The organism is Streptomyces sp. NPDC022552 (assembly GCF_055561875.1).
On record NZ_JBVHGJ010000021.1, the window covers coordinates 74,244 to 100,444 of the forward strand.

At 70.1% G+C, this 26,201-nt stretch carries 25 protein-coding genes, 1 tRNA gene and 1 pseudogene; 17 read left to right on the plus strand and 10 right to left on the minus strand.

Translation table 11 applies throughout. The features are described from left to right. The first annotated feature begins 14 nt into the window (after nt 1–14). Nucleotides 15–1,652 carry a glycosyl hydrolase family 28-related protein gene (locus ACZ3OF_RS34475; RefSeq protein WP_361676483.1) on the plus strand — a complete coding sequence of 546 codons (1,638 nt, stop codon included), beginning with the start codon at nt 15–17 and terminating at the stop codon, nt 1,650–1,652. Here ACZ3OF_RS34475 and ACZ3OF_RS34480 read toward each other — a convergent pair. Further along, nucleotides 1,642–2,985: an MDR family MFS transporter gene (locus ACZ3OF_RS34480; protein ID WP_361676486.1), complete on the minus strand. Its 1,344-nt coding sequence runs from the start codon at nt 2,983–2,985 to the stop codon at nt 1,642–1,644. The two genes, ACZ3OF_RS34475 and ACZ3OF_RS34480, sit on opposite strands and share 11 nt — an antisense overlap. A 124-nt stretch (nt 2,986–3,109) precedes the next feature. Between ACZ3OF_RS34480 and ACZ3OF_RS34485 the strand changes: the two genes are divergently transcribed. Next, nucleotides 3,110–3,871: a phosphoglyceromutase gene (locus ACZ3OF_RS34485; RefSeq protein WP_361676489.1), complete on the plus strand. Its 762-nt coding sequence runs from the start codon at nt 3,110–3,112 to the stop codon at nt 3,869–3,871. 78 nt (nt 3,872–3,949) lie between these two features. On the opposite strand, the pseudogene ACZ3OF_RS34490 reads toward ACZ3OF_RS34485, so the two are convergent. Beyond that, nucleotides 3,950–4,659 (minus strand): annotated as a pseudogene (locus tag ACZ3OF_RS34490) (tyrosine-type recombinase/integrase); the annotation flags it as partial. A 387-nt stretch (nt 4,660–5,046) separates the two neighbouring features. On the opposite strand from ACZ3OF_RS34490, the gene ACZ3OF_RS34495 reads away from it, so the two are divergent. From ACZ3OF_RS34495 to ACZ3OF_RS34515, 5 genes are all read left to right on the plus strand, one after another. Further along, a complete protein-coding gene (locus ACZ3OF_RS34495; RefSeq protein ID WP_361676492.1) occupies nt 5,047–5,421 on the plus strand; it encodes a hypothetical protein in 375 nt (124 codons plus the stop codon). A 188-nt stretch (nt 5,422–5,609) separates the two neighbouring features. After that, nucleotides 5,610–5,969, plus strand: coding sequence for an ArsR/SmtB family transcription factor (locus ACZ3OF_RS34500; RefSeq protein WP_467308773.1), 360 nt, complete (start codon nt 5,610–5,612; stop codon nt 5,967–5,969). Between the two features lie 731 nt (nt 5,970–6,700). After that, a complete protein-coding gene (locus ACZ3OF_RS34505; RefSeq protein WP_361676498.1) occupies nt 6,701–7,438 on the plus strand; it encodes a dienelactone hydrolase family protein in 738 nt (245 codons plus the stop codon). Nucleotides 7,439–7,643: 205 nt separating this feature from the next. Then, a complete protein-coding gene (locus tag ACZ3OF_RS34510) occupies nt 7,644–8,468 on the plus strand; it encodes an alpha/beta fold hydrolase (RefSeq protein ID WP_467308775.1) in 825 nt (274 codons plus the stop codon). An 82-nt stretch (nt 8,469–8,550) separates the two neighbouring features. Next, on the plus strand, nt 8,551–9,018 hold the full coding sequence (locus ACZ3OF_RS34515) for a GNAT family N-acetyltransferase (protein ID WP_467308777.1): 468 nt from the start codon (nt 8,551–8,553) through the stop codon (nt 9,016–9,018). A gap of 55 nt (nt 9,019–9,073) precedes the next feature. On the opposite strand, the gene ACZ3OF_RS34520 is transcribed toward ACZ3OF_RS34515, so the two are convergent. Both ACZ3OF_RS34520 and phoU read right to left on the minus strand, forming a co-directional pair. Next, nucleotides 9,074–9,226, minus strand: coding sequence for a hypothetical protein (locus ACZ3OF_RS34520; RefSeq protein ID WP_361676506.1), 153 nt, complete (start codon nt 9,224–9,226; stop codon nt 9,074–9,076). A 176-nt stretch (nt 9,227–9,402) separates the two neighbouring features. Further along, complete coding sequence (phoU, locus tag ACZ3OF_RS34525; protein ID WP_361436928.1) at nt 9,403–10,083, minus strand: phosphate signaling complex protein PhoU; 681 nt, start codon at nt 10,081–10,083, stop codon at nt 9,403–9,405. Between the two features lie 262 nt (nt 10,084–10,345). Here phoU and phoR point away from each other — a divergent pair, with 262 nt between their 5' ends. Beyond that, nucleotides 10,346–11,575: a two-component system sensor histidine kinase PhoR gene (gene phoR, locus ACZ3OF_RS34530; protein ID WP_361676509.1), complete on the plus strand. Its 1,230-nt coding sequence runs from the start codon at nt 10,346–10,348 to the stop codon at nt 11,573–11,575. Nucleotides 11,576–11,580: 5 nt separating this feature from the next. After that, the gene (phoP, locus tag ACZ3OF_RS34535; protein WP_465270246.1) at nt 11,581–12,252 is read left to right on the plus strand and encodes a two-component system response regulator PhoP; all 672 of its coding nucleotides are present in this window, start codon (nt 11,581–11,583) and stop codon (nt 12,250–12,252) included. A 111-nt stretch (nt 12,253–12,363) separates the two neighbouring features. Here the strand turns inward: phoP and ACZ3OF_RS34540 are convergent, their stop codons facing one another. Next, nucleotides 12,364–13,044, minus strand: a complete 681-nt coding sequence (locus tag ACZ3OF_RS34540; protein WP_361676512.1) for a DUF461 domain-containing protein — start codon at nt 13,042–13,044, stop codon at nt 12,364–12,366. 637 nt (nt 13,045–13,681) lie between these two features. Between ACZ3OF_RS34540 and ACZ3OF_RS34545 the strand changes: the two genes are divergently transcribed. The 6 genes from ACZ3OF_RS34545 (at nt 13,682) to ACZ3OF_RS34570 (ending at nt 20,164) form a co-directional block, all read left to right on the plus strand. Then, complete coding sequence (locus ACZ3OF_RS34545; protein ID WP_003953493.1) at nt 13,682–14,164, plus strand: CarD family transcriptional regulator; 483 nt, start codon at nt 13,682–13,684, stop codon at nt 14,162–14,164. A 381-nt stretch (nt 14,165–14,545) separates the two neighbouring features. Then, the gene (gene ispD / locus ACZ3OF_RS34550) at nt 14,546–15,295 is read left to right on the plus strand and encodes a 2-C-methyl-D-erythritol 4-phosphate cytidylyltransferase (RefSeq protein WP_361676515.1); all 750 of its coding nucleotides are present in this window, start codon (nt 14,546–14,548) and stop codon (nt 15,293–15,295) included. Continuing rightward, a complete protein-coding gene (gene ispF / locus ACZ3OF_RS34555; protein WP_361599015.1) occupies nt 15,285–15,779 on the plus strand; it encodes a 2-C-methyl-D-erythritol 2,4-cyclodiphosphate synthase in 495 nt (164 codons plus the stop codon). Before ispD ends, ispF begins: the two co-directional genes overlap by 11 nt. Before the next feature lie 215 nt (nt 15,780–15,994). Continuing rightward, nucleotides 15,995–17,392, plus strand: coding sequence for a cysteine--tRNA ligase (gene cysS / locus ACZ3OF_RS34560; RefSeq protein ID WP_361599012.1), 1,398 nt, complete (start codon nt 15,995–15,997; stop codon nt 17,390–17,392). A 76-nt stretch (nt 17,393–17,468) separates the two neighbouring features. Beyond that, on the plus strand, nt 17,469–18,428 hold the full coding sequence (rlmB, locus tag ACZ3OF_RS34565; protein ID WP_361676521.1) for a 23S rRNA (guanosine(2251)-2'-O)-methyltransferase RlmB: 960 nt from the start codon (nt 17,469–17,471) through the stop codon (nt 18,426–18,428). A gap of 143 nt (nt 18,429–18,571) precedes the next feature. Further along, nucleotides 18,572–20,164: a DoxX family membrane protein gene (locus tag ACZ3OF_RS34570; RefSeq protein ID WP_361676527.1), complete on the plus strand. Its 1,593-nt coding sequence runs from the start codon at nt 18,572–18,574 to the stop codon at nt 20,162–20,164. Between the two features lie 135 nt (nt 20,165–20,299). Here ACZ3OF_RS34570 and ACZ3OF_RS34575 read toward each other — a convergent pair whose 3' ends face one another. The 3 genes from ACZ3OF_RS34575 to ACZ3OF_RS34585 form a co-directional block, all read right to left on the minus strand. Continuing rightward, complete coding sequence (locus ACZ3OF_RS34575; protein WP_361676530.1) at nt 20,300–21,016, minus strand: nucleotidyltransferase family protein; 717 nt, start codon at nt 21,014–21,016, stop codon at nt 20,300–20,302. 88 nt (nt 21,017–21,104) lie between these two features. Next, nucleotides 21,105–21,518: a hypothetical protein gene (locus ACZ3OF_RS34580; RefSeq protein WP_361436948.1), complete on the minus strand. Its 414-nt coding sequence runs from the start codon at nt 21,516–21,518 to the stop codon at nt 21,105–21,107. A gap of 189 nt (nt 21,519–21,707) precedes the next feature. Further along, nucleotides 21,708–22,805: an ABC transporter ATP-binding protein gene (locus ACZ3OF_RS34585; protein WP_329117891.1), complete on the minus strand. Its 1,098-nt coding sequence runs from the start codon at nt 22,803–22,805 to the stop codon at nt 21,708–21,710. A 181-nt stretch (nt 22,806–22,986) separates the two neighbouring features. Here ACZ3OF_RS34585 and ACZ3OF_RS34590 point away from each other — a divergent pair. Next, a tRNA-Thr gene (locus tag ACZ3OF_RS34590) sits at nt 22,987–23,063 on the plus strand. 149 nt (nt 23,064–23,212) lie between these two features. Here the strand turns inward: ACZ3OF_RS34590 and ACZ3OF_RS34595 are convergent. Together ACZ3OF_RS34595 and ACZ3OF_RS34600 are read right to left on the minus strand one after the other, a co-directional pair. Beyond that, entirely contained in the window at nt 23,213–23,761 is a 549-nt protein-coding gene (locus tag ACZ3OF_RS34595) for an SMI1/KNR4 family protein (RefSeq protein WP_467308786.1), read from the minus strand. 522 nt (nt 23,762–24,283) lie between these two features. Next, nucleotides 24,284–24,886, minus strand: coding sequence for a dihydrofolate reductase family protein (locus tag ACZ3OF_RS34600; RefSeq protein ID WP_467308788.1), 603 nt, complete (start codon nt 24,884–24,886; stop codon nt 24,284–24,286). 615 nt (nt 24,887–25,501) lie between these two features. Here ACZ3OF_RS34600 and ACZ3OF_RS34605 point away from each other — a divergent pair. After that, nucleotides 25,502–26,110 carry a hypothetical protein gene (locus tag ACZ3OF_RS34605; protein WP_467308790.1) on the plus strand — a complete coding sequence of 203 codons (609 nt, stop codon included), beginning with the start codon at nt 25,502–25,504 and terminating at the stop codon, nt 26,108–26,110. The last annotated feature ends 91 nt before the right edge of the window (nt 26,111–26,201 follow it).

Genomic DNA, 26,201 nt, shown 5'->3' on the forward strand with positions numbered 1-26,201 from the left:
TGAAAGGCGGGCTCATGGGAATCAGCAGAAGGCAGTTCGTGGGCGGTGCGGTGGCGGTCGGCGTGGCCGCCACGACCGGCTTCCGGCCGGCGGGGCCGACGCCGCTCTGGAACGAGTACGCCGACTCCCCGTACACCCACCCCCAGATCCCCTACATCGGCCGCGCCGGCGCACACGGCGGCGCCACCGGGCGGCCCCGCCCGCCCGTCGTCGCGAACGTCCTCTCCTACGGCGCGACCCCCGACGGCTCCGCCGATTCGGCCGCCGCCGTCAACCGTGCGCTCGCCGACGCGGGGGAGCGCGGCGGCGGCACGGTGTTCGTCCCGCCCGGCACGTACCGCATCGACGACTTCCTCCGCATCGGCCACAGCGGCGTCGTGCTGCGCGGCGCGGGCTCGGGGCGGACGCGACTCCTCGCCACGAAGCACCTCACGGAACTGATCGGCCCCTACGGTTCGCGCTACGGCGGCGACAAGTCGTCCTGGTCCTGGGCCGGCGGCCTCATCTGGCTCGCCCCGCACGCCCGGCACGCCTCCCTCGTCGCCGCGATCCGCGACCGCGCCTGGCCCTTCGAGGGCTGGACCGGCAACCGGCGCGACGAGTGGGCGACGCTGACCACCGTCCGCCCCGGCCGGCGCGGCGACCGGTCCGTGACGGTCGACGACCCGTCGGCCGTGCGGTGCGGACAGCTGGTCCTGCTCCGTCTCGCCGACGACGCCGGTCACACGCTCCTGGAGCACATGGCGGGCGACGGGGCCGGCCCGGAGGCGTATCACTGGGACGACAAGACCAAGCTGACGTCGTACGTGCCGTACGAGTGGCCGGTCCGGGTGGTGTCCGTGCGGGGCCGGAAGGTGACGCTGGAGCGCCCCCTTCCGCTGGACGTCCGCCCGGAGTGGGACCCGCGCCTGACGACGCTGGCGGAGCCGCTGACGGACGCGGGCGTCGAGGGGCTGACCCTGGAGGCGGTCGAGACACCCCAGGCCCCCCACCTCCTCGACAAGGGCTACAACGGCGTCACCTTCCAGTGCGCGTACGACTGCTGGGCCGAGGACGTCGTCGTACGGCATGTGGACAACGGCTTCGGTCTCGTCGCCGCCTCCGCCGTCACCCTGCGGCGCACCCGGGTGGAGGGGCGGGGTTCCCACCACCCGTACTTCTGCCGCGAGGGCGCGCACGACAACCTGATCGAGGACTTCCGCATCGCGGCCCGTACGGTCCCCGCGCCGGCGGGCACCCAGCTCCACGGCATCAACGTGGAGGGCCTGTCCAGCTACAACGTCTGGTCGCGCGGGGTGATGGAGATGGGCACCTTCGACACGCACCGGGGCATGCCGTTCGCCAACGTACGGACGGAGATCACGGTCGAGAACAACGGGAGGCACGGCGGCGACGCCTCGGCCGGCCCGCTGTACGGCGCCCGCTTCACCCACTGGAACGTGACGGTCACCAACGGCCGGGCGGGCCTCGTCAAGATCGACACGATCGCGCCCTACAGCGCGACGGTCGGGATCAGCGAGGTGCGGGAGTTCGACCAGGTCGACGTTCCGGACTTCACGGGGGAGCTCCACGCGCGCGTGGAGGCGTACGGGAATCCGGGGGCGGTACGCCCCCGGAACCTGTACGAGGCGCAGCGGATGCTCAGGCGCTGACGGTCTTGTCGGCGGGGGCGGGCGCGTCCCCCATGGCCTTGTCGGCGGGGGTGTCGTCGAGGGCGTCGGGGCCGATGTCCTTGCCACCGTTGCCGGTGATGGTCTGGCCCTGGCCCTCGTCCTCGTCCAGGACCCTGCGGAGGCGGGTGGAGTAGCCGAGGGCGGCTACGGCGCCGATCACGCCCGTCGCCATCCACAGGAAGTCCGGACCCGGGCCGTCGACGACCCAGCCCGCGAGGATCGGCGCGAGGAAGCCGGACAGCGCCCAGGACATGCCCATCACGCCCTGGTAGCGGCCCCGGGCGTGCTCGGGGGCGAGCTTGGCGGTGGCGGCGGCGTTGGTGGGGACGTGGACCATCTCGCCGATGGTCCACACGACGACGGTGACGGCGAAGACCAGCGGCGTCCCGGCGAGCGCGGTGGCGCCGGTGCCGAGCGCGAAGAGCAGCGAGGAGACGGTGAGCAGCATCGCGGGGGAGCGCTTGTCGGTGATCTTGTTGACGAGCAGCTGGAAGGCGACGATCACGACACCGTTGACGGCGATGACCGCGCCGTACGCGCCCGGCTCCAGACCGGCCGCGGCCATGGAGAGGGGAAGGCCGACCCAGGGTGCGGTGAAGACGAGGCAGACGAGGAGGTTGAGGAGGACGAGCGTACGGAAGGGGGCGTCGCGCAGGACGTCCAGGACGCTGACGCGGTCCTTCTCGACGATCCCGCCGGCCGGGTCGCGGCGGGCCTCGGGGCGGGTCTCCGGGAGGCGCAGGAAGACGATCAGCGCGCAGAGGGCGACCGCGGCGGCCTCGATGACGAAGAGGGTGCGGTAGCCGAGGAAGATCGCGGCGCCACCGCCGAAGGCGGCGACGGCGAAGCCGAGGTTGAGGGCCCAGTAGTTGAGGGCGAACGCCCGGCGGCGGTCGTGCTCGGGGACCATGTCGGTGATGGTCGCCTGGATGGACGGCCGGACGGCCTGCATGGAGACGCCCATCAGCAGGACGACGCCGGCGACGCCCCAGGCGGTGGTGACCAGGGCCAGGGCGACGGCGCAGGAGGCCGTCACCAGGTGCATGGTGACCATCGTGGGCCTGCGGCCCCACTTGTCGGTGAGCGTGCCGCCGAGCGGGGAGCCGACGACGCCGCCGAGACCGTGGAGGGCGACGACGAGCCCGGCGAACCAGGCGGAGTGGCCGAGCTCCTGAGTGAGGTAGAGCGAGAGGAAGGTGAGGACGAAGGCGCCGGTCCGGTTCACCAGGGTGGAGAGCCAGAGCCACCAGAATCCGCGGGGGAGCCCCGAGACGGTCGCGCGCGCTGATCGTCTGAGCGAGTCGATGGACATGTGTGGCCGGCCCCCGTGTGTGTAAGTCCCTCTAGTGGCGCTCGTAACTTACGCATCTCATAGGCCGGACGCCAGCGAATTGACGGTGCACGTCAATCGTCGGGCGTCTATTAGGCTCGGGCGCATGGCCGACGCACCGTACAAGCTGATCCTCCTCCGCCACGGCGAGAGCGAGTGGAACGCGAAGAACCTGTTCACCGGCTGGGTGGACGTCAACCTCACCGAGAAGGGCGAGAAGGAGGCGGTCCGCGGCGGTGAGCTGCTCAAGGACGCCGGCCTGCTGCCCGACGTACTGCACACCTCCCTGCAGAAGCGCGCCATCCGCACGGCGCAGCTGGCGCTGGAGTCCGCCGACCGCCACTGGATCCCGGTCCACCGGTCCTGGCGTCTGAACGAGCGCCACTACGGTGCGCTCCAGGGCAAGGACAAGGCGCAGACGCTCGCGGAGTTCGGCGAGGAGCAGTTCATGCTCTGGCGCCGCTCGTACGACACCCCGCCGCCGCAGCTCGAGGACGGCACCGAGTTCTCCCAGTCGGACGACCCGCGCTACGCGACGATCCCGCCGGAGCTGCGCCCGCGCACGGAGTGCCTGAAGGACGTCGTCGACCGCATGCTGCCGTACTGGTACGACGGCATCGTGCCGGACCTCCTGGACGGCAAGACGGTCCTGATCGCGGCCCACGGCAACAGCCTGCGCGCGCTGGTCAAGCACCTGGACGGCATCTCGGACGAGGCCATCGCGGGCCTGAACATCCCGACGGGCATCCCGCTCTCCTACGAGCTGGACGAGAACTTCAAGCCCCTCAACCCGGGCGGCACCTACCTCGACCCGGATGCGGCGGCGGCGGCGATCGAGGCCGTGAAGAACCAGGGCAAGAAGAAGTAGGAATAGTGATCATGCCCCTGAACTGCGCTCATGGCGCAGATCAGGGGCATTTTCTCGCTCTGGGCCCACGTTGGGCCCTCAGCGCGGAGAGTCGTCAGGCCGCAGGGCCCTGCCGAGCGCTTGCCGTGCGCGGTCCCGACTGCGCGGCATCAGGTGGGCGTACACCTTCAGTGTGAGCCCCGGGTCGGAGTGGCCCAGGTACTCGCTGACCGCCTTGATGCTCTCTCCGGCGTCCAGGAGGATCGAGGCGTAGAAGTGCCGTGGTGCGTGCATTCCGCGCTCTCGTGCGGCAGCGTGCTCCCGGCTCTTAGCCGTGGGGATGACTCCCACCTTCGCCAGGGCTGGCTTCCAATGGTCCTCGTTCAGCGACGTGCGCCAGACGTGACCACCGAGCGGGCGGTGAAGATAAGGCGCTTGGTCACCGGCGATCCGCCGGCGCGCATCCACGGCAGAGTGATCTCCACCGGCGGGAAGAGCTTCATGTGAGCCTTGAGCGCGTTGCGCTCGACCAGGGCGGGCGGCGCGCATGGCGAAGACCCGGTCCGGTAGCCATGGGATCAGACGTCGCGCGCCCATCCCCGGCAGCGTCACCGTGCGCGAGTTGCAGGGGTTCCGGGGCAAACAGCCGTCTTCGACGGCCGCGCTCAGGATGGCGCGCACGTTGGAGAAGATGACGCGGGCGTACGAGCCGGACATCCCCGATGCTTCGAGGGCGTCACGAACTCGCGGATGTGGCTGGGCTGGAACGAGCCCAGCGGGCGGGTCCCGATACGCGGGAAGGCGCCGAGGGCGCGCGTCGCCGTCCTCTCCCCTCTGAAAAGCCCTCCCGAAGCTCCACGCAGTGGCAGGAGGTCGGAGCCCTCGATGCCCCGCTCCGCTGATGTGTCTGTTCCACGACAGCCAGGAGACGCGGTTCGGGGACATCCCGCACATCGGGCGGAGGCACCATTCATGCGCTCCCCGCCGGGGGCGGGGGGTTCGTATGGCTTCGTCCACCGCGTCTTCAGGCCGCGGGGCGGTGCCGAAGGGGCGCGTTTTAGGACGTGAGGGGATCACTTCGGTCTGATATCTGATCTTCCCCACCTTTGTGGTGGCCGGGTGGGTAACGTCTGCGGACACTCCTTGGCCGGTGGTTGACCGGCTGGGGTCGTCGAGAACCGAGGGAGCGCGTACTGATGGTGAGTGTGGAGACATCTCTGAAAGAGGCGATGACGGCGATCGAGGGGAGCTTGGGGGTCGCGCTGGTCGACTACACGAGTGGCATGGCCCTGGGAACGCTGGGCGGAGGCAAGGACCTCGATCTGGCGGTGGCCGCAGCGGGAAACACCGATGTGATCCGGGCGAAGACACGCACCATGGAGATGCTGGGCCTCAAGGAGGACATCGAGGATGTGCTGATCACCCTCAGCGGTCAGTACCACCTCATCCGGCTGATCAAGGGACGCGGGGGTAACGGCCTGTTCCTGTACATCGTGCTGGACAAGGGCAGGGCGAACCTGGCCATGGCCCGGCACCAGCTCAAGCGCATCGAGGCGGAATTGGAGTTGTAACCGTTCTTCTGTTTCCCCGCTCCGCGTGCCCACGAGTTGAAAGTTTCTTCAACTCGGCACATCTGAAAGTGATCAGCCAAGGGTAGGGCGGGGCCGGGAGGCGGGAGGATGGCTGGCGCTGGCATCGAGGGCGGCGGGTCCGGATGGCGGCCCATGGAACGGTCGAACCCGGGTGGGAGTGTTGTCGCATGCAGGTACCGCTGTACCAGGCCAAGGCGGAGTTCTTCCGCATGCTTGGGCATCCCGTCCGGATCCGTGTACTGGAACTCCTTCAGAACGGCCCCGTGCCTGTACGCGAACTGTTGAACGAGATCGAGATCGAACCGTCCAATCTCTCCCAACAGCTTGCGGTACTGCGCCGGTCCGGCATCGTGGTTTCCATCCGCGACGGCTCCACCGTCAGCTACGCGCTCGCCGGCGGCGACGTGGCGGAGCTCCTGCGCGCCGCACGCCGCATCCTCACCGAACTCCTGGCCGGACAGAGTGAGCTGCTTGCCGAGCTCCGGCACGCCGACACCTCGGTGCATACAAGTCCGCCCACCCTCTGATGGCATGACGGGCACGAGGAGGGCCGCTTGCCTTGTTGTCCAGTGGGTGGCGGAGCAGCGACGGCTGTGCGGTGCCGAGCGGATGACCGGCCGGCAGGCCGCGCGACTGGAGAGGCTGGCCGACGTCCTGAGCGAGCGAGGCAAGGAGGAGGCCGACGCCTTCGGCCAGAATGTGGCGGCGGGCCAGAGCGTGCGAGCGCCGGGGCCCGCGGGGCTTCAAACCTGCTGGTGGGTGTTACGTGCCGATGTCCGGCCGCTTGTCGGTGCCGGTGGACCCAGGCGCTAACCGCTGACGCGCTGCTCACGGACGAGTTGGCCTGCTATCGGGGGCGCTAACGCTAGCGGGCCGTACCACTATCGCTAGCGGTACGGCGAGCCCTGCGCTGGGCCCTCTGGCACTCCGGCGACGACCATTGACCACCAGCGTCGACCAACAACGACCGCCCGACCGCAGGTCAGTCGAGGTGCACACCTCTCTGACCAGGGGCGGTAGACGGGACCTCCAGACCCAGGGCAAGAAGTAGCCCCCATGATCATGCCCCCTACCTGCGGGTTCTCCGCTGGTAGGGGGCTGATGCGTTCCGTGGGCCGTCTCTGGGCCGTCAGCGCGGTGAGGCCGCTCGGCGGCGTGGCTCCGGCTCTTGCCTTGCTTCTGCCTCGGCGTCGGCACTGTTCTGCCGGCGGCAGAACACCTACCGATTCGGGCTCGACGATCACTACATTCCAGTCCCATGACGACGATCACGACGCGTACGGTCGAGTACCCGGCGGACGGTTTGACGATGATCGGACACCTCGCGCTCCCGGCCGGTGTCGACCGCCGGCCCGCGGTGCTGCTCGGACCAGAGGGCATGGGACTCAGTGACGTCGAGCGCCGCCGGGCCGATGCTCTCGCCGAGCTGGGATACGTAGCGCTGGCCTTCGACCTTCACGGCGGGCGCTATCTGGGCGACCCCGAGGAGATGCTGGCCCGTTGCCTGCCGCTGCTCGCCGACCCCGACCGAATGCGGGGCATGGGCCATGCGGCGCTCGACGTGTTGCGCACCGAACCGCGGACCGATCCCGACCGGATCGCCGCCATCGGCTACGGCACCGGGGGCGCCGTCGGGCTGGAACTCGGGCGCGACGGCGTCAACCTGCGCGCGATCGGGACAATCAACGCACTGACCACGGGCCGACCGGGCGAGGCGTCGCGCATTCGCTGCCCGGTGTGGGCCGGGGTCGGGTCGGAAGACCCGATCATGCCGCCCGCGCAACGGACCGCGTTCACCGCCGAGATGCAGGCCGCGGGCGTCGACTGGCGCCTCACGGTCTACGGCGGCGCCTTGCACGCCTTCCACCACCCGCCGGTCGACCACCCCGCGGTCCCCGGCGTCGGCTACCACCCACAGCACGCGCAGCGAGCATGGCGCGACGTCGTCGACCTGCTCGCCGAGTGCCTGCCCGTGACGGAGGACCTGGGGGCATGACCCAGGCAAACAGCCTGGCGCCAGGTTTGGTCCACGTCGGGCACTGACAGTCCCCTCCCCTCAAGTCCGCATAGCAGAAGCACATCAGGGCGGGTGCTCGATCGCGGAGACGCGTTCGCAACTGCCACGGCAAATGCGGATCTACTGCGACGGAGCCCCGTGTCCGCGCTCCGGCAGAGGGACGATGGGGGCGGAGGTGTGATCCATGGGCCAGTACGTGGAAGCCAACGGAACCAGGATCTGGACCGAGAGCCGCGGCCAGGGGCCGGACGTCCTGTTGATCGCCGGGCTGAGCGACCCCGTCGAGGCCTGGCAGGCTCAGCTCGACGGGCTCTCGGACCGGTACCGGCTCATCGCCTTCGACAACCGGGGCTCGGGGCGTACGCCCTTGCCCGACGAGCCCGTCTCCCTGGCCACGATGGCCGACGACGCCGCCGAAGTGCTCCGCGCACTCGGCGTCGACGGGACGCAGGCGCACGTCCTCGGTTTCTCCGGAGGCAGCGCGATCGCGCAGGAGCTGGCGCTCCGCCACCCGGAGGCCGTACGCAGCCTCGTCCTCATGAGTACCTGGGCGCGGGCGGACGCCTACTTCACCACCATGGGCCGCTTCTGGCGATGGATGGCGGCGGAAGCGCCCGACGAGCGCGCCATGCTGGAGGCGTTCTTCCTCTGGATCTACACGCCGCGCGCCCACGCCGACGGCACGGTGAAGCAGATCGTCGACGAAGCGCTCGCCTTCCCGTACCCGCAGTCCGCCGAGGCCTTCCAGCGTCAGCTGGAGACGTTCACCCAGCACGACACGCTCGACCGGCTGCCCGCCATCACCGCACCGGCCCTCGTCCTCGCCGGCGAACGGGACATCACCACGCCGCCGCGCTTCGGGCGCGTTGTGGCCGACGCCATCCGAGGCGCCCGCTTCGAGGTCCTGGAGGGGGAGGCCCACCAGCCGTTCCAGGAGTCCCCGGACATGTTCAACGCCCGGGTCGACGCCTTCTGGCGGGAGGTCGAGAGCGGCAACCTGCCGTCCTGATCCTCAGGTGCCGGCCTACGTGCGGCCGCCGCCTGGCATATTCACGAGCGACGATCCCCGACCCGTCGGTAGCCTCCGCGTCATGTCTACCGCGCTCCGCCTGGAGAAGATCACCCCCGACAACGTCGACGCCGCGATCGCCCTGCGCGTGCATCCCCACCAGGAGAAGAACGTCGCCCCCGTCGCGAACTCGCTGGCGGAGGCGTACGCCTTCGGTGAGCCCGCCTGGCCGCGCCTCATCTTCGACGGCGACGAGCTCGTCGGCTTCCTCATGGCCTTCCTCGACATCCAGTGGGCGCCGAAGAAGGACCCCGACGACTACCGCAGCGGGCTCTGGCGGCTCAACATCTCCGCCGGTCACCAGGGCAAGGGGTACGGGCGCTTCGCCGTCGAGGCCGTACGCGAGGAGATACGGCGGCGGGGCGGCAGCCTGATGTACGTGTCGTGGGAGGCGGACGAGGACGGCCCCGGCGACTTCTACCGCAAGCTCGGCTTCCGCGAGACCGGCGAGACGACCGGGGGCCAGCCGGTGGGCGTGCTCGACGTGTGACGCGGAAAGCCCCGCCCGGGAGCGTCGGCTCCCGGGCGGGGCTCACGTGGCGCGGCTACCCCGAGCAGCCCCCGCACTGGCACGGCCCACCGGACTGGCAGCCGCAGCCGCAGCCCGAGCCGCACCCGCAGGCGCCGAGGACGATCAGGAAGACCGCATCACGCGGCGCCTCCTGCTGGGGGTCGATGGTGGTGGCGGATTCGGCCATGGGGGTCCCTCCTCGAAGGCGTACGTCGCCTCCCCCCATTGCATGCCCACCCCGCCGGGCGCATCAACGGCGCACAGAAGTGCGAACACCCCGACGGACGGGAGCGGCCCGCCGGGCGGGTCGGCCTGCCGCGCGGCGGCCCAGCCCTCCCGACCGGCCCGCCGCCCGCCCGAGGGCTACGCGCCTTCGACCGGAGCGTCCGACTGCTGGAGTTCGTCCGCGTGCTCGCCCGTCACCAGGTAGACGACGCGCTTCGCCACCGACACCGCGTGGTCCGCGAACCGCTCGTAGTAGCGGCCCAGCAGCGTCACGTCGACCGCCGTCTCGATGCCGTGCTTCCAGCGGTCGTCCATCAGGTGCTGGAACAGCGTCCGGTGCAGCAGGTCCATCTCGTCGTCGTCCTGCTCCAGCTGGAGCGCCAGGTCGACGTCCTTCGTGATGATGACCTCCGCCGCCTTCGCCATCAGGCGCTGCGCGAGCTGACCCATCTCCAGGATCGTCGCGTGCAGGTCGCGCGGCACCGCGGTCGCCGGGAACCGCAGCCGCGCCAGCTTCGCCACGTGCTGCGCCAGGTCGCCCGACCGCTCCAGGTCCGCGCTCATGCGCAGCGAGGTCACCACGATCCGCAGGTCCGTCGCCACCGGCTGCTGGCGCGCCAGCAGCGCTATCGCCCGGGCCTCCAGGTCGTGCTGTAGGTCGTCGACCTTCTGGTCCGCGGCGATCACGCTCTCCGCGAGCTTCAGGTCGGCGTCGAGCATGGCCGTCGTGGCGCGCCCGATCGCCGACCCGACCAGGCGGGCCATCTCGACCAGGCCCTCGCCGATCGAGTCAAGTTCCTCGTGATACGCGTCCCGCATCGATGTCCCTCTCTCGCAGATGTCCGGGGTCCCGCTGTGCTCGGACCCCCACGCTCCCACGTTCGAGCCCGGACAAGTCAGGTGCGTCCACCTCAAGTGAATGAGCTCTTTCACCCCGGTGAACTCTGGGCGACGTACGCCGTCGTCCCGAACAGTTCAAATGAACCACCACCGTCCCCACGGTGAACTCTGGGCGACGACTGTTCGAGCAGCCACACGGACGGCTGGGAGAGTGTCCGTCGGCCCGCATAACCTTGATGGCATGGACGTGAACGCGGCGGTCGCCGCATTGGCCGCGATCGCCGGGGTGTGCACCGGCGTGATCGCCATGCTGGCGTTCCGCTGGAGCGAGCGCGACCAGGCGCGGCCCACCCGGACCTCCCTGCACACCGACGCCGTGCTCCCGCCCGGCGTCGACACCGTGCTCTCCGTGCTGCGCTCCTCCGCGGTCGTGCTCGACGAGAGCGACTCCGTGGTCAAGGCCAGCTCGGCGGCGTACGCCCTCGGACTGGTCCGCGGCGGAAAGCTGGCCGTCGAGCCCATGCTCAACATGGCCCGCGACACCCGCCGCGACGGGGAGATACGGCAGGTCGAGCTCGACCTGCCCCGGCGCGGTACCGGACGCGGCGAGGCCCTCGCGGTCTCCGCCCGCGTGGCACCGCTCGGCTCCCGCCTGGTGCTGCTCCTGGTCGAGGACCTGACCGAGGCCCGCCGTATCGAAGCGGTACGGCGCGACTTCGTCGCCAACGTGAGTCATGAGCTCAAGACTCCGACGGGCGCCCTCTCCCTGCTCTCCGAGGCCGTCATGGACGCCTCGGACGACCCCGAGGCGGTCACCCGCTTCGCCGGCCGCATGCAGATAGAGGCGACCCGCCTGACCAACCTCGTACAGGAACTCATCGACCTCTCCCGGGTGCAGAACGACGACCCGCTGGAGGACTCCGAGCCCGTACGGGTGGACGAACTGGTCGCCGAAGCCATCGACCGCTCCCGGCACGCCGCCTCCACCAAACAGATCACCATGGCCTCCGGGGGCACCGCGGACCTGCACGTATGGGGCAGCCGTGGCCAGCTCGCCGCGGCGCTCGGCAACCTCGTCGAGAACGCCGTCAACTACTCACCGGCCCGTACGCGGGTGGGCATCGCCGCCCGCCGCGTCGCGGCACCCGGCGGCGACCTGATCGAGATAGCGGTGACCGACCAGGGCATCGGCATCTCCGAGAGGGACCGCGAGCGGATCTTCGAACGCTTCTACCGCGTCGACCCGGCCCGCTCCCGCGCCACCGGAGGTACGGGGCTCGGCCTGGCCATCGTCAAGCACGTGGCCGCCTCGCACGGCGGGGAGGTCACGGTCTGGAGCACCGAAGGCCAGGGCTCCACCTTCACCCTGCGGCTGCCCGAGGCGGGCGCCGTGAGGGACCGCCGCCCGCCAACCTCCCCCACCCCCGATCTCATGACCGAACCGCTCCCTGCCCCGGAGGTCCTTCCGTGACCCGAGTGCTCGTCGTCGAGGATGAGGAATCCTTCAGCGACGCCCTGTCGTACATGCTCCGCAAGGAAGGCTTCGAGGTCGCGGTCGCCGCGACCGGGCCCGACGGTCTCGACGAGTTCGAGCGCAACGGAGCGGACCTCGTCCTCCTCGACCTCATGCTGCCGGGGCTGCCCGGCACCGAGGTGTGCCGCCAGCTGCGCGGCCGCTCGAACGTCCCGGTCATCATGGTGACCGCCAAGGACAGCGAGATCGACAAGGTCGTCGGGCTGGAAATAGGAGCCGACGACTACGTGACCAAGCCCTTCTCCTCGCGGGAGCTGGTCGCCCGCATCCGCGCCGTCCTGCGCCGCCGCGGTGAGCCGGAGGAGGTCACCCCCGCGGCCCTGGAGGCCGGCCCGGTCCGTATGGACGTGGACCGCCACGTCGTCACGGTCTCCGGCGGCAAGGTCGACCTCCCGCTGAAGGAGTTCGACCTCCTGGAGATGCTGCTGCGCAACGCGGGCCGCGTCCTGACCCGTATGCAGCTGATCGACCGGGTCTGGGGCGCCGACTACGTCGGTGACACCAAGACCCTCGACGTGCACGTGAAGCGCCTGCGGGCGAAGATCGAGCCCGACCCGGGCGCGCCGCGGTACCTGGTGACGGTGCGCGGCCTCGGCTACAAGTTCGAGCCGTAGACCGCAGCCGTACGACGCGCACGTCCCGTGGGACCGCACGTCCCGTACGTACGTGAAGGGGCGCCCCGCCGGAGTGATCCGGTGGGGCGCCCCTTTCGCGTCACGGGTGTGTCAGTGCCCGGTCGAGCTGCTCGCGCCGCCCGTCGGGGTCGCGGTGCCCGAGGGGGTCGTGCCGCCCGAGGGGGTGGCGGTGCCCGAGGGGGTCGTGCCCTCGCCGCCGTGGCCGGCCTCGGTCGGCGTCGCGGTGGCGGTCGGCTCGGCGGCCGGGGGCTTCGGGATCTCGGTGGGGCCGAACTCCGCGAAGTAGCTGGTCGCCGGGACGACGAAGGCCTGCAGGGACACGTCGCCGGTCCGGCTCAGCTTGAAGACGAGCTCCTGCGCGCCGCCGTCCTTCACGGCCTCGTGGCCGTTCGCGATCGTGGCGGAGGCGTTGCCCTTGCCGCCGATGACGACCGAGCCGCCCGCGGGGATCGTGATCGGGCCCGAGCCGGTGGCGGCCTTGAGCGCGACCGGCGCGGCGGAGCCGCCCAGCGTGATCGAGTCGAGCGTCTGCGGCGCGCTGCCGTTGTTGAACACAGTCGCGGAGACGACGGCCGGGCCGGGCGCACCGGAGGTCGGCTGGGTGATCACGAGGGCGTTCTGGATCTTGACGTCCTCGACGGTGACGGCGGCGTTGTCCGGCTTGACCCCGAGCGTCTGTGCGTTGTTGCCGGCGCCACAGGCGGACAGCGAGGCGATCGAGATCACGATGGCGGTGGCGGCGAGGGCGCCGCGTCGAAGGCTGCGGCTCACGGCGGCGGCATCTCCTAGGACGTACGGACGGGCATGGGCGGCCGGCTGGAGTCGAGCTCAGGACCAACCGGCTAAGGGCGAGCTAAAGGTGCGTCAGCGGGCTTAGGTTACCGAGCCACCCTCTCCGTCCCGCACCCGACCCGCCCCTTCGTGGCTCCCGGCCGCGCTCCACGCCCACCACGCCGTTCGTGATCGCCTTCGCCATGGCCGGATCACGTCGCATTGGCGCTCCGTTCACATAACCGACTTGATCAATTCGGTGACCGTCCGCGCATTACCTGGCACGCCCCGCGGAAAAGCCCGACTCACACCGGCGGGTGATCAATTCCGGATTCGGTCCGAGATGCATCCGCACGGGTGACCGATCCTCGAACGGAGTACGTGAAGATGCTCGCTCCGAACCCGGCAAAACGGGGCATCACGCCCCCTCCGGGGTGCTCCGGACGGGTGTGGTGCGCGCGTTTCTCTCCGTCCGCGCAGCCGCTCCGACCTGCGAATACCGGCTTCCGGAAGCCCCGCGCAGCACGTTCGCGTCGCTGTTGTCAAGCCCTGAGATATGCCCTGACCTGCGAAAACGCCATTCAGAAGAAGCCGTATCCGTGTTACCCTGGATAGCCACGGAAGGGGTACCTGTCACATGACGTTCAAGGTTGGCGACACCGTGGTCTATCCCCATCACGGGGCCGCGCTGATCGAGGCCATCGAAACTCGCCAGATCAAAGGCGTGGACAAGACCTACTTGGTGCTCAAGGTCGCCCAGGGCGACCTGACGGTTCGTGTGCCGGCGGACAATGCGGAGTTCGTCGGTGTTCGCGATGTGGTTGGTCAGGACGGTCTTGACCGGGTCTTCGAGGTGCTGCGCGCGCCGTACGCCGAGGAGCCCACGAACTGGTCCCGACGCTACAAGGCGAACCTCGAGAAGCTCGCCTCCGGCGATGTCATCAAGGTCGCCGAAGTGGTCCGCGACCTGTGGCGCCGGGAGCGCGAGCGCGGTCTCTCCGCAGGTGAGAAGCGCATGCTCGCCAAGGCTCGGCAGATCCTGGTGAGCGAGCTGGCGCTCGCGGAGAACACGAACGAGGACAAGGCCGAGGCTCTCCTCGACGAGGTCCTCGCGTCCTGAGTGAAGCAATGCCGCGGTGCCCGATGACGTGCTGTGTCCCACACAGCGCTGTCGCCGGGCGCTGCGGCATGTCTCGTCTCTCGACGTCCACGGCCGCTTTCACGATGCACGACGCACGGTTCACGACGTGCACGACGTCCGGGTGATCTCCCGACGCTCTCCGGGTGATCTCACGTCCGGGTGATCTCCGGGTGACGTCCGTCTCGTGACGCGTCCGTCCACGAAACTCCCGTACCCCTGCCCCCCTCGCGTCCCACGGACTTGTGCCACCCGCAACGCCCCGACCGTCGTCACGGAAGGGGCCCGGTCAAGGCGTCGCGTCCAGCACGCTCAGGCCATACCCATGTCGGCCGAGGAAACAAACCTGCCGGAGTGCAACCGATGACAGACGAAACGCGTCCCGCGCGCACCGCCGCTGTGATCCCCGCGGCGGGCCGGGGCGTACGCCTCGGCCCGGGCGCCCCCAAGGCGCTCCGCGCGCTGAACGGCACCCCCATGCTCATCCACGCCGTCCGGGCGATGGCGGCCTCCCGCGCCGTCTCCCTCGTCGTCGTGGTCGCCCCCTCCGACGGTGCCGCCGAGGTCAAGAACCTGCTCGACGCACACGCGCTGCCCGAGCGCACCGACTACCTCGTCGTCCCCGGCGGCGACACCCGCCAGGAATCCGTACGCCTCGGCCTCGAAGCGCTGCCCGAGGGCGTCTCCACCGTCCTCGTCCACGACGCGGCCCGCCCGCTCGTCCCCGTGGACACCGTCGACGCGGTCGTCGAGGCCGTACGGGACGGAGCCGTGGCCGTCGTCCCCGCCCTGCCGGTCGCCGACACCGTCAAGGAGGTCGAGCCCGCCGAGACGAAGGGCGACCCGGAGAGCGTCGTCGCCACGCCCGAGCGCTCCCGGCTGCGCGCCGTCCAGACACCGCAGGGCTTCGACTACGAGACCCTCGTCAACGCGCACGCGACCGTCGCCCTCACCGGTGACGGTGCCACCGACGACGCCGGCATGGTCGAGCGGCTCGGCGCGCCCGTCGTGGTCGTCCCCGGCCACGAGGAGGCGTTCAAGGTGACCCGTCCCCTCGATCTCGTACTGGCCGAGGCCGTACTCGCCCGCAGGAGGGCCAACGATGGCTTCTGACCTCCCCCTGATCCCGCGGACCGGCATCGGCACCGACGTCCACGCCTTCGAGAAGGGCCGCGAGCTGTGGTGCGCCGGCCTCCTGTGGGAGGACGAGGAGTACGGCCTCGCCGGGCACTCCGACGGTGACGTCGCCGCCCACGCCGCCTGCGACGCGCTCTTCTCCGCCGCCGGCATCGGGGACCTCGGCGCCCACTTCGGCACCTCCCGCCCCGAGTGGTCCGGCGCCTCCGGCGTCACCCTGCTCACCGAGGCCGCCCGGATCGTCCGCGCCGAGGGGTACGAGATCGGCAACGTCGCCGTCCAGGTCATCGGCGTACGCCCCAAGGTCGGCAAGCGCCGCGACGAGGCGCAGAAGGCGCTGAGCGCGGCCGTCGGCGCCCCCGTCTCCGTCTCCGGCACCACGACGGACGGCCTCGGCCTGACCGGCCGCGCGGAGGGCCTGGCCGCCCTCGCGACCGCCCTGGTCTACCGCCCGGCCTGACACGCCGAACCGCCCCGGTGCACCGCAGGCCTGACACGCCGAACCGTGCCGGTGCACCGTCCGGTCCGGCGTGCCCGACCGCCCGGCGCACCGCCCGGCCCGACGCGCCTGACGGTGCCGGTGCACCGCCGCACCTGACGCACCACCGGAAAAATCCCGCCCCGCGACCCGCATTCGGTCGCGGGGCACTACCACACGCCCACTACCCTGGAGTGGTGACTATTCGCCTGTACGACACCAGCGCCCGGCAGATCCGTGACTTCTCCCCGCTCACACCGGGCTGCGTCTCGATCTACCTCTGTGGCGCGACCGTCCAGGCCGCCCCGCACATCGGCCACATCCGTTCGGGGCTGAACTTCGACATCATGCGCCGCTGGTTCGAGTACCGCGGCTACGACGTCACGTTCATCCGCAACGTCACCGACATCGACGACAAGATCATCGCCAAGGCCGCCGACCAGGGCCGCCCCTGGTGGTCGATCGGCTACGAGAACGAGCGCGCCTTCAACTCCGGCTACGACGCGCTCGGTTGCCTCCCGCCCACGTACGAGCCCCGCGCCACCGGCCACATCACCGAGATGGTCGAGATGATGCGCGGACTCATCGAGCGCGGCCACGCCTACGAGGCGGACGGCAGCGTCTACTTCGACGTGCGCTCGTTCCCCGGCTACCTCGCCCTGTCCAACCAGGACATCGACGACCTGCGCCAGCCCGACGAGGGCGTCTCCGGCAAGCGCGACCCGCGCGACTTCGCCATGTGGAAGGCCACCAAGCCCGGCGAGCCCGACTGGGAGACGCCGTGGGGCCGCGGCCGCCCCGGCTGGCACCTGGAGTGCTCGGCCATGGCCCACAAGTACCTCGGCTCCGCCTTCGACATCCACGGCGGCGGCCTCGACCTGATCTTCCCGCACCACGAGAACGAGATCGCCCAGGCCAAGGCGTTCGGCGACGACTTCGCCTCGTACTGGGTGCACAACGCCTGGGTCACCATGAGCGGCGAGAAGATGTCCAAGTCGCTCGGCAACTCGGTGCTCGTCTCCGAGATGGTCAAGCACTGGCGCCCCATCGTCCTGCGCTACTACCTGGGCACCCCGCACTACCGCTCGATGATCGAGTACAGCGAGGAGTCCCTGCGCGAGGCCGAGTCCGCGTTCGCGCGCATCGAGGGCTTCGTCCAACGCGTCACCGAGAAGGCGGGCAAGACCGTCCCGCCCGCCCCCGAGGTGCCGCCCGCCTTCGCCGAGGCGATGGACGACGACCTGGGCGTCCCGCAGGCGCTCGCGATCATCCACACCACCGTGCGCCAGGGCAACAGCGCCCTCGCCGCCGACGACAAGGACGAGGCCATCGCCCGCCTCGCCGAGGTCCGGGCCATGCTCGGTGTCCTCGGACTCGACCCCCTCGACCCGCACTGGGCCGAGGAGAGCGACCGCGGCGAGGAGCTCCACGGCGTCGTCGACACCCTCGTACGGCTCGTGCTCCAGCAGCGCGAATCGGCCCGCGAGCGCAAGGACTGGGCGACCGCGGACGCGATCCGCGACCAGCTCGGCCAGTCCGGCCTCGCCATCGAGGACAGCCCCGACGGCCCCCGCTGGACGCTGGGCAACCGCTGATGATGTGCCGCTCGGGGAGCCGGGCGGCACACTTCACTTACAGACCTATGTACGCAACACCGAGGATTAGGTAGTCATGGCCGGGAACAGCCAGCGCAGGAACCGCCGCACGTCCAACAAGAAGGGCGCGACGGTCGGCAGCGGTGGCCAGCGGCGCAAGGGCCTCGAGGGCAAGGGCCCCACGCCGCCCGCCTCCGCCCGCAAGGGTCACAAGAAGAACCGCGTCGCCAACGCCCAGGCCAAGCACGCCGCCGCCCGCCGCCCCGCCCCGCGCCGCGGCGGCCCCAAGGGCACCTCGGAGATGGTCGTCGGCCGTAACCCGGTCTACGAGGCGCTGCGCGACGGCGTCCCCGCCACCACGCTCTACGTCCAGCAGTTCATCGACAACGACGAGCGCGTCCGCGACGTCCTCAAGCTCGCCGGCGACCGCGGCAACATCAACCTGATGGAGGCCCCGCGCCAGGAGCTCGACCGGATGACGAACGGCCTGAACCACCAGGGCCTCGTCCTCCAGGTCCCGCCCTACGAGTACGCGCACCCCGAGGACCTCACCGCCGCCGCCTACGACGCCCACGAGGACCCGCTGATCGTCGCCCTCGACGGCGTCACCGACCCCCGCAACCTCGGCGCGATCGTCCGCTCCGTCTCCGCCTTCGGCGGCCACGGCGTCGTCGTCCCCGAGCGCCGCGCCGCCGGCATGACCGCCGGAGCCTGGAAGTCCTCGGCCGGCACCGCCGCCCGCACCCCCGTCTCCCGCGTCACCAACCTGACCCGGGCCCTGGAGGGCTTCCAGAAGGAAGGCCTCACCGTCGTCGGCCTCGCCGCCGACGGCGAGCACACGGTGGAGGACCTGGAGGCGCTCGACGGCCCCGTCGTCATCGTCATCGGCAGCGAGGGCAAGGGCCTCGGCCGCCTCGTCGGGGAGACCTGCGACTACCGCGTCCGCATCTCGATGCCCGGTGGCGCCGAGTCGCTGAACGCCGGCGTCGCCGCGGGCATCGTCCTCTACGAGGTCGCCCGCCGCCGCGCGAACTGACCCGCGTACGACATCCCCGGAACGGGCCCAGCTCCCTGAGCTGGGCCCTTTCCCGTGCATCCGCACACATGGCGCGATCTTGACGGGTCTCGGACATTCAGAGCCCGTCAAGGCAGTGTCCTAACCCCGCGTCACTCGGTTAGATGAGTGTGGACACCAGAACGCCCCGGCCGGGGTTCGACGATCAGCCCGCGCTGAGCATGCTCAAAGTGGATTCCGATCCCGCGCAGGTCATCGTGAACCACGCCAGCTTCCGTGTGCGGCTCGCCCCGGCCCAGCAGCCGAAGTTCGCCGCCGCCTCCCGCGGCCCGGCCCTCGCCGGAGCGGCGGCAGCGGCGGGTGGAGCCGCCGGCCGCCGCCGGCCCGTCGTATGGACCGGAAAGTCCGCGCCCGGAGCCACCGGGCTGCTCCAGGCCGTGCGCGAATCCTCCGTCTCCACGCTGGAACCCCCCGCGCACCACGACGCCGGCGCCACCCAGGCCATCCCGCGCATCGACGACACCACGCCCACCCCCGTCGTCAGCGCCGAGACGCCGCTCCTCCCCCCGATGCGGCGCGCCGAAGGCGCCTTCGACCACGCCTACGACAGCCCGTACGAGCTGTCCCGCGAAGGCACGTACGGGAGCGGCGACGGGAACGGACGCGGGGACGACCCGAACGGCGACGAATTCCGCGGCCGCTCGCAGCGCCACGGCGCCGACCCGGTCCGGCACGCCTACTACCCAGGGCGCCGGATGAACCTCGGCGTCGTCCTCCTCCCGCTCCGCGTCTTCCTCGGCTTCATCTCCATCTACGCCGGCATGGGCAAGCTCTGCGACCCCGTCTACTTCGACGGCGGCGAGCGCGGCTCCATGGTCAAGTGGCTCCACTCGCTCAACCCCTGGGCCCTCGCCGAACCGCTCCGCGACTTCGCCCTCCAGCACCCGGTCGGCGCCGGCCTGACCGTCGCCTTCCTCCAGGTCGTCGTCGGCGTCCTCACCGTCCTCGGCCTCTGGCAGCGCGTCGCCGCGGTCATCGGCGCCATGCTCTCCGCCGCGCTCCTGCTGACCGTCAGCTGGAAGTCGGTCCCCGTCTACGACTCCGCCGACATCATCTTCCTGGCCGCCTGGTCCCCGCTGATCATCGCCGGGGCGCCCGTGTACTCCATCGACGGCCGCCTCGCCGGCGAGGCCTGGCGCACCCTCGGACCCCGCTCCGAACTGTGGGAGCTCCGCCGCCGCGTCCTGCGCCGCGGGGCGCTCGTCACCTCCGTCGTCGTCGGCCTCACGCTCCTCACCGGCTCCGTGCTCGGCGGGGCCGTACGGTCCACCGAGATGGTCACCGTGCCCGGCCCGAACGACGACCCGATCAACCACCTGCCCGGCCGGACGCTCCCGCAGGAGCCCGGCGAGCGCACCCCGTCCCAGTCGACCTCCACGCGCCCCAAGCCGTCGGCGACGGCCGGCGCGAGCGGTGAGCGCGAGGACGACAAGACGGCCTCGCCGAGCGAGACCGTACGGGAGACCGGCCGCACGGAGGAGAGCCGGCCGACCGCCACGCAGGGCACCGGCAGCCGTACGCCGACCCAGTCGCGTCCGGCGGCCCCGCCGTCGACCAGCTCCGGCCCGACGAGCACGGGCGGCACGGGCGGCGGCGGTGGTGGTGGCACCGGCGGCACGAGCGAGCCGACGAGCGGCGGCTCGTCGACGGGCGGCACGGGCGGCAACCGGAACCCGATCGGCGGCCTGCTGGGCTGACGCAGGGGTTCCAGTACGGCGAAGGGCGGCACCGCGGGGACGCGGTGCCGCCCTTCGCCGTGCGGCCACGCGCCGACTCGTACGGTACGGAGGCCTGGCGAGCGGGTGCGGACGCGCTGTGGGCCGGCAGGGCTCTCAGGCGCCCTGGGCGGCCAGCTCCTTCGCCGCCTCGGTCAGGTCCTTCGCCGTGTCGATCGCCCGCCAGTAGGCCCCCTGGGGCAGCGGGAAGCCCGCGAGGCGGCGCTCCCTGGCCAGCCGGGGGAACGTGGTGCGCTCGTGGTCGCCCCGGTCCGGGAGGAGCTCGGTGAACGCGGCGGAGAAGACGTACACGCCCGCGTTGATGAGGAACGGCGACGGCGGCGCCTCGATGAAGTCGGTGATGTGCCCGAACGTGTCGGTCTCGACGGCGCCCCACGGGATCCGGGGGCGGGCGAGGGCGAGGGTCGCGGTGGCGTCGCGCTCGTCGTGGAACGCGGCCATCTCACGCAGGGAGAAGCGGGTCCAGATGTCGCCGTTGGTGGCGTACCAGGGCTGTCCGGGCTCGGGAAGGTGCGCGGCGGCGTACTTGAGGCCGCCGCCGCGGCCGAGCGGCTCGTCCTCGACGACCGTCTTCACGCGCAGCGGCAGATCGGCGGAGTCGAGCCACTCCTCGAGCACCTCGGCCAGATGGCCGCAGGACACGACGGCGTCCGTCACGCCCTCGGCGGCGAGCCAGGACAGCTGATGGCCGATGATCGGGGTCCCGGTGCCGGGGATCTCGACCATCGGCTTGGGGCGGTCGTCGGTGTACGGGCGCAGGCGCGAGCCCTGGCCGCCCGCCAGGACCACGGCCTGCGTCGGGGAGGTATGCATACCGCGAACGATATGCGCACCTCGGGAAGCAGCCGTTCAGCGTCGTCGGCGTCTTCGGCGTCGCTGGATCGGTGGGCGGGTTGGCGGCTCAGCTGGCGTACATCACGCCGGTCGCGAACGAGGTGTCGCAGACCGGGCGCGAGTAGGACTGGGCGCGGGTGGGGCCGTAGTGGCGGACGGCCGCCTTGCCGAGGGCGCGTGCGATGGACATGCAGTGCTTGGCGAGGGACGGGCTGTTCTCGACCTCGCGCTGGAGGTGGGTCAGGGCCGTCCCGGGGTCCTTCTCCTGAAGCTCTGCGAGGAGCCGGTCGCGCAGAATATCCTGCGGGGCACGCGACTTGGCGGGGACGGAGACGTCCTCCGAGGATGCGGTCAGCATCTGGGTGTCGGAGCCCTGGCCGGCCCACGGAACGGCGGACACCGCGAGCGTTCCGGAGAGCACCAGGACGACGGGCAGGACGAGGGCGAGAGAGCGGCCGATACGGCGGGCAGTGTGCGTCACGGAGGCGAGCGTAGCGGCCGGTGATGATATGGCGACATTTAGTCACTCTCGCGGGGGATGGTTCGAGGCGAAAATTCGAATCCCGTGTTGACGCCGGTGTCTGAATTGACAGCTATGCCGGGGTATTTGTCGACATAGGCGAACGGCCCCGCATCTGCAAGAGATGCGGGGCCGTTCGGCAGTACGGGCTCAGCCGGAGAGGCGCTCACCGGTCGAGGTGGAGAAGACGTGCAGCTCGTCCGGGCGCGGCACGACGTGGAGCGTGGAGCCCTTCTCGGGCACGGCACGGCCGCCGACGCGGACGACCAGGTCCTTGTCCTCGCTGCCGACGCGGGCGGAGCCGTAGACGTAACCGTCGGCGCCGAGCTCCTCGACGACGTTCACGGAGACGGCCAGGCCCTCCTTGCTGGTGGCACCCGACACGTCGAAGTGCTCGGGGCGGATGCCGACCGTCACGGTCGTGTCGCCCTTGGCGGAGGCGGCGGAGAGCGCGTCACGGGAGACCGGGACGACGCTGTTGCCGAACTTCACGCCGCCCTCGGTGATCGGCACCTCGACCAGGTTCATGGCGGGGGAGCCGATGAAGCCGGCGACGAAGAGGTTGGCGGGGCGGTCGTACATGTTGCGCGGCGAGTCGACCTGCTGGAGCAGACCGTCCTTGAGGACGGCGACGCGGTCGCCCATGGTGAGGGCCTCGACCTGGTCGTGCGTGACGTACACCGTGGTGATGCCGAGCCGGCGCTGGAGCGACGCGATCTGCGTACGGGTGGAGACGCGGAGCTTGGCGTCGAGGTTCGACAGCGGCTCGTCCATGAGGAAGACCTGCGGCTCACGCACGATCGCGCGACCCATGGCCACACGCTGCCGCTGACCACCGGAGAGGGCCTTGGGCTTGCGGTCGAGGTACGGGGTGAGGTCGAGGATCTTCGCGGCCTCTTCGACCTTGGCGCGGATCTCGCTCTTGTTGACGCCGGCGATCTTGAGGGCGAAGCCCATGTTGTCGGCGACGGTCATGTGCGGGTACAGCGCGTAGTTCTGGAACACCATGGCGATGTCCCGGTCCTTCGGCGGCAGGTGCGTGACGTCGCGGTCACCGATGCGGATGGAGCCGCCGTTGACGTCCTCCAGGCCGGCGAGCATGCGCAGCGAGGTGGACTTGCCGCAGCCGGACGGCCCGACGAGGACGAGGAACTCGCCGTCCTCGATCTCGATCTCGAGCTGGTCGACGGCGGGCTTGTCGGAACCCGGGTAGAGCCGGGTCGCCTTGTCGAAAGTGACAGAAGCCATGGTGATGAATCCCTTCACCGGCAGGAACGTGCCGGACGATCCGAGTAAAGGAAGGATTGAGGTCTAGTCCACCGAGGTGAACTCCGGGTGACGCTACCCGCCGCCACGCGATCTGTCAGCAGTCAGAGTCCGTGAAATTGCCGACCACGGCAGGGTGGGGGTTGGTTACACTGCACTCGCTGCCTCCTTAGCTCAGCTGGCCAGAGCACCGCTCTTGTAAAGCGGGGGTCGTCGGTTCGAACCCGACAGGGGGCTCCAGGCAGGACACGCGAAGACCCCCGACCGATCTTGGTCGGGGGTCTTCGACATCTACATCAACGGGGGCGGCCAGGGACGGTCCGGCCTCGGAGGCCGTCGAGTGAGGGGCCGCTCCATCGAGCGAGCTCAGCGGTCATCCCGCGGTTCGTTCACTCCGCGATCCGGGAGGCGGCCGTCTCCCACGGGGTCGGCTCCGCCACGTCTTCGTACTCGTCGGCGTCTTCGCGGTACCACCCTGTTCCGGCCAGCCAGGTTTCGAGCCAATCGGCCAGGCTCCCGGCGTCGACGAACCAGGCGGCGGCTCCGTCGTCCGTCATGCCGTTCGGATCGAAGAGGAGGACCGTGGCGGTCTCGCTGAGGCAGTCCACCGCCGCGTACATGGCGCAGCCCCAGTCGAGGATCGGCAGCACGCCCGCCGGCCAGTACGGTGCCTCGTCCTCGGCCGAGGCGGATCGTTCGGACTGGTACTCGCTCAGCGCCGTACGCCCTGGCCCAACCAGCGGAAGAAGCTGGTAGTCGGGACCGTAGCCACCGTTGGCCACCTCCCGGTACAGGCTCGCCAGCAGGGGCGGGAGGGCGAAGCCGAGAACTGCCTCCGCCTCGGCAACCTCCTCGGCAGTGGCGGCGGGGGGCAACGCCGTAGAAGTGGCCTTGGCCTTCGCTGCTACGCGGGAGATGAGATCTTCGATGGCTATCACGTTCGGGATCCTGTCAGGCACCTATGACAGAGAGCGCCGCCCTGTCGGGTCTCCCCTTGCAGGTGCCGTCAGACGCACAACGCCCTGATCAGGGGAGGCGCCAGGGGTGACGCGAAGCCCCCAACCGATGGTGGTTGAGGGTCTTGGCACGGCTTTGAGCGGACACCAAGTGGCCAACAGGTTGTTACAACTTTCTCTACCTCATCAAGGCCCGCGCACGGCGCGGGCGCGCGCCGCCTCTGCGGCGCGGCCTGCCTCCTGTCTGCGCCCCGGCTGGCCGCGCCGGGCGGCGCGCTCGGCGTCTGCGGGCATGAAGCGGGAGACACCCTCTGTGGCTGGGGCGGTCGGCTCCACGGCTTTAGGCAGCCACTTTGGGGCGAGCCTCTAAGATCATGGCCCCAACGTCGTGCTTTAACGGGCAGGTCCACAGACTGCCCGACGCGCCGGAAGCTTACGGGGCCATGATCACTCGCCCCAAAGCAGCTCCAGCCCAAAGCCGCTCCACCGACCTCGTGGGCAGGCTCACGTCTGGTCGGTGTAGCGCGTGTAGGTGAGGAACAGCGCTCCGCTCTTCAAGACGGTGTGGTCGGTGAGTTCCCAGCGACACGGTTCGAAGGTGGCCTTCCGGGAAAAGAGGGGTATCCCGGCACTGATGGTCAGGGATCCCACCTTGAGGATCAGCTGATCGATCTCGGCGTACAGGGCATTGGCCAGCTCGGCACCACCGATGAGCCAGATGTCCTTGCCGTCCACTTGCTTCAGCTCGCGTACCTTGGCCACCGGATCGTCGGCTACCAGTTCGACGGCAGGGTCCGGGCTTTCAGACAGGGTTCGTGAGAAGACGAGATGACGCAGGTGAGGGTAGGCGTCGGTAATCCCGGCCGCGAGGCCAATCTCGTAGGTGCGTCGTCCTTCGAGGACGGTGTCAAAGCGTGTTCCTTCGGCCGTGACGGACAGTGCCGCCCGGGCTGGAGCGGGCAGAGTCTCCGGGTACTCGGTGACGATGTGCTGGAGGTAGTCATCGGGGATCGGCCAGAAGCCGTTCGGGCCGGTGGGATCGGCGCCGTCCGGCCCGGCGATAAAACCGTCGAGCGTGGTGGCGATGTAGTAGACGAGCCTGCGCACGGATGGCCTTTCGTCGATTGGCTGCGATGGTGCGGCTCGAAGCGACCGTTTCGTGCAGAGTTGACGGCCCCCCGATCGCATGGCGATCATCGCACGGCCTGTGGCACCGCAGGAGGATCTTGGAAAGCCTCGGGTTCGGAGGCCCGTGCCGTCGCAGAGCTTGGCTGCCGCAACAGCCGGAGTGACCTGAGCTTCCCCGCTACCGATCACATCCGCCTCTGTAAGGCGGCCGTCGTCTCTGATTGGCCCGGGCCTCGGATGAGTGTCTAACTGCGTGACAACGCCGACGTACAACGGCGGATAACCACGCACATCCGCGGACCATCACCCGCAGGTGAGAGGTGTACCAGCCCAAGGTCGAGCCCTCACCAAGTTGCTTCGGGACGAAGAGGTCGGGCCGTCTCGGGACAAGCGTGACAACAGGCGGCCGCTCGGCTACAGATCAGAGGTCATCTGCCAGACAACGCCTCAGTCGGATCAAGAACAGGGCAAGAAGTAGCCCTGCCGACCGAAGATGCCGGTGCCAGCGTCTAGAGTCCGCACATGTTTCCGCAGCCAGCTGAGGGGGCCGCCAGCCCGTACGACGCGGGGTACCTCCCTCGCGTGGAGATATGTATGCACCCGGTCGACGAGGCCATCACCGAGCCCGTCGCCAAGCTGGGTGGCGACCCCGTGTGGCTGGAGGAGCCCTGCTGGCCCCTGAACCCTCGTACAGGTGAGCCGCTCGACTTCATCGGGCAGATTCCGGTCCCCATCGAGCCCGGCGACGAGCCCCGCATGGCGTATCTGTTCCTGTCGTACGAGGACTACGAGACTGGTGGCCTGGACCCTCAGGACGGAGAATCCGTGCTGCTCGTCCAGCCCGGCGGGCGGATACCCGGGTTCGTCACCGTCGGTCCGGCCGGGACCAGGGGACGTTCGCTCTTCGCGTTTGATGCCGAGGACGAGCAGGTACCGGTGGAGTTCCGGATCGAGATGCGGCCGGTCCCGGAGGCGCAGGAGCGGTTCCTGGAGAAGGACGGGTGCTTCGATGTGGACAACTACATCGGAGGAAGAGCGGACTACCGGATGCGGGCCGGCGTCGAGGCACCGTGGCGGTTCTTCTTCGCCTTGGCCTGCACCGGCGACACCGGGCCGTACTTCCTCAACTTCGGACACGGCGCCGGGTATGCCTACCTCAGCCCTGACGGTCTGGAAGGACGCTTCGGTTGGGACGCAGCCTAAGAGTTGTCCCGTAATACCGTGAGGCTGAGGGTCAGGCTGTGTCCAGGTCGGTGCCGATAGCGCCGGCTGAGCGAAGCGAACGCCCGAGGTC